The organism is Pseudarthrobacter cremeus (assembly GCF_051857465.1).
GTDB lineage: Bacteria > Actinomycetota > Actinomycetes > Actinomycetales > Micrococcaceae > Arthrobacter.
The window spans coordinates 1-2106 of the sequence record NZ_JBPZHC010000035.1 but is presented as its reverse complement, the minus strand read 5'-3'; the positions used below and the strand labels follow the sequence as shown (position 1 = coordinate 2106).

Genomic DNA, 2106 nt, shown 5'->3' with positions numbered 1-2106 from the left:
GCCCACAGACGTCCGGCTGACGACGGCGATGCTGCCGCCCATCAGGCAGCCAGTGTCACCTCACGGGCCCTGGCCTTGTTGGGCACCTTCGACACCGAACACTCGGTTCAAAGCCTGAGCGCAATGGCCCGGCGGGCAGGGCTGCCGGTGGCCACCGCGCACCGCCTAGCCGGTGATTTGGTTGCCTGGGGCGGCCTGGAGAAGCTGAACAGCGAGTACCGGGTGGGGCAACGGATCTGGCGGCTTGGCTTGCTTGCCCCCGCACAGCAGAACATCGCGGAGGTGGCTGCCCCGTTCATGCAGGACGTCCTCTTCGTCACCCACAACGTGGTGAACCTGTTCATCCTGGAAGGGCACGAGGTTCTGCTGGTGGAGCGGATGTCCGGCACTGGCGCCGGCCAGCCCTTCCGACGGGTGGGCGCGCGCCTGCCACTGCATGCCAGTGCCGCCGGAAAGATCATGCTGGCCTACGGGCCCGAGGACCTGTTTTCCGCGGCCGTCCAGCACTTGGAGCCGCACGCGCCCCGCACCATTACCAAGCCCGCAGCGCTGGCGACCGAAATCGAACGTGTCCGGGCCAACGGCTACGCCACCACTGCCGAAGAAGCCGGGCCGGACAACTACGGCCTGGCCGTCCCGGTGTTCCTGCCCAACAAGCAGGTGGTGGCCGCCTTGGGCATCGTGACCCGGGGCCGGCCCGCTCCGGTGGGCAGCGTGGTTCCCGTGCTCAACATCGCGGCGCGGGGCATTGCCCGGCGGCTCGGCGTGGAGCATCTCCCGAAGTAGCTCGGGCTTGCGACAGCTTCCAGCAGACACCCTTTCCGTTGGATGGAAAGCTACGGGCGGCATGTGTCGTGGAACACCTAACCTCAAGTAAGCGCATAGTCCGGCCGGAGATCCGGCCTAAACCTGCATTGCCAGGCGAGCCGTTCCAAAGGAAGTGAAGACTGATGACTGCATCTGCAGGAGCCACCATCGACGCTGTTGTCGACCAGGTGGACATTGTGGCGGACCAGGTGGTTTCCCTGGTGCTGCGGCGGGTGGACGGCCAGCCGTTCCAGCCCTGGCAGCCCGGCGCGCACATTGACGTCCATGTGGGCGACGGTTTGGTGCGTCAGTACTCCCTGTGTTCCTCACCGCAGGAGCTGGACCATCTGCGGATCGGCGTGCTACATGTGCCTGAATCCCGCGGCGGGTCAAAAGCGGTGCATGCCCTGCTCGCCGGTACCCCGATCACCATCTCTGAGCCGCGCAACAACTTCCCCATGCGCGAATCGCGGCGCTACCTTTTCCTCGCAGGCGGCATCGGTATTACGCCCCTGATCCCGATGCTGGAGGCAGCCGAGGCCGTCGGCAAGGAATGGACGCTGATCTATGGTGGCCGAAGCCGGAACACGATGGCGTTCGCGCAGCAGTTGGAGGACCGGTACGGCACTGACCGTATCCGTATCGTCGCCGAGGACGAGGTTGGCCGCCTGGACCTCGACCAGATACTCGGCATGCCCCGGGCTCACATGCTGGTGTACGCGTGCGGTCCCGGGGGACTGCTCGGCGCGGTGGAAGAGCGCTGCATGGGCTGGCCTCCGGGCGCACTGCACACCGAACGCTTCGTCGCCTCCACGCTTGGTGCTGCGGCGGCCAACGCGCCGTTCGAGGTGGAACTGGCCAGGACCGGAACAACCGTGACAGTGCCGAACGACAAAACTATCCTCGAGGCCGTTGAAGAGGTGGGCGTGCGCGTCCTGTCCTCCTGCCGCGGCGGGTTGTGCGGCACCTGCGAAACCCAGATCATTTCCGGTGAGCCCGAGCACCGCGACGCTGTGCTTTCGGAAGAGGACCGCGAAGCCGGTGAGGTCATGCTGGTCTGCGTCTCGCGCGCTGCCGCCGGCTGTCCGCGCCTCGTTCTGGATTTGTAGAAAAGCTCTGCCTTTTCGCGGTAGCCCACCTGTGGTCCAGTCGCTGACTGGACCATCCCAGCCAAGTTTCGTCACCAGGAGTGATTCCAATGACCGTAACCACCCATGAAGCCAATGTATTGGGCGAGGACCCCTTCGAGACCGCAAATCTCCTTGATCCGTACCCGTTCCTGGGGCGGCTTCGCGATGC

General features: G+C 65.4%; 2 protein-coding genes. Both read left to right on the top strand.

The annotated features are described in order from the left end of the window. The coding region (locus ACS5PJ_RS22590) for an IclR family transcriptional regulator (protein WP_439437075.1) at positions 1-786 on the top strand (786 nt) is incomplete at its 5' end. Between the two features lie 164 nt (positions 787-950). After that, positions 951-1916, top strand: coding sequence for a PDR/VanB family oxidoreductase (locus ACS5PJ_RS22585; RefSeq protein WP_439437074.1), 966 nt, complete (start codon positions 951-953; stop codon positions 1914-1916). Positions 1917-2106: the final 190 nt, after the last annotated feature.

What these genes read in the sequence shown, in the direction of transcription:
- ACS5PJ_RS22585 (WP_439437074.1), top strand. Translation starts at nt 951, where the DNA reads ATGACTGCATCTGCAGGAGCCACCATCGACGCTGTTGTCGACCAGGTG.